Origin of the sequence: Burkholderia sp. HI2761 (genome assembly GCF_002223355.1) — a bacterium.
Classification (GTDB): domain Bacteria; phylum Pseudomonadota; class Gammaproteobacteria; order Burkholderiales; family Burkholderiaceae; genus Burkholderia.
Genome location: NZ_NKFN01000032.1, coordinates 1 through 650, shown reverse-complemented (window position 1 = coordinate 650; position 650 = coordinate 1). Strand labels below are relative to the sequence as shown.

Annotated in this window: 1 protein-coding gene; it reads left to right on the top strand. The window is 68.0% G+C overall.

Annotated elements, in window-relative coordinates:
- On the top strand, positions 1 to 650 hold a 650-nt coding region (locus tag CFB46_RS34990), incomplete at both ends, for an efflux RND transporter periplasmic adaptor subunit (protein ID WP_143751701.1).

The following is a 650-nucleotide window of genomic DNA, read 5'->3' as shown; positions in this document are numbered from 1 at the left end:
CGTGAATTCACCGAAGGCACCGACGTCAAGGCCGGCCAGCGCCTCTACAAGATCGATCCGGCGCCGTACATCGCCGCGCTGAACAGCGCGAAGGCGACGCTCGCGAAGGCGCAGGCGAACCTCGTCACGCAGAACGCGCTGGTCGCGCGCTACAAGGTGCTGGTCGCCGCGAACGCGGTCAGCAAGCAGGACTACGACAACGCGGTTGCCACGCAGGGTCAGGCTGCCGCAGACGTCGCGGCCGGCAAGGCGGCGGTCGACACCGCGCAGATCAACCTCGGCTACACGGATGTCGTGTCGCCGATCAGCGGCCGCGTCGGCATCTCGCAGGTGACGCCAGGCGCATACGTGCAGGCGAGCCAGGCGACGCTGATGTCGACGGTGCAGCAGCTCGACCCGGTGTACGTCGACCTGACGCAGTCGAGCCTCGAAGGGCTGAAGCTGCGTCAGGACGTGCAGAGCGGCCGTCTGAAGACGAGCGGCCCGGGCGCGGCGAAGGTGTCGCTGATCCTGGAAGACGGCAAGACCTATTCGGAGTCGGGCAAGCTGCAGTTCTCGGACGTGACGGTCGACCAGACCACCGGCTCGGTGACGATCCGCGCGGTCTTCCCGAACCCGGGCCGCGTGCTGCTGCCGGGGATGTTCGTGCG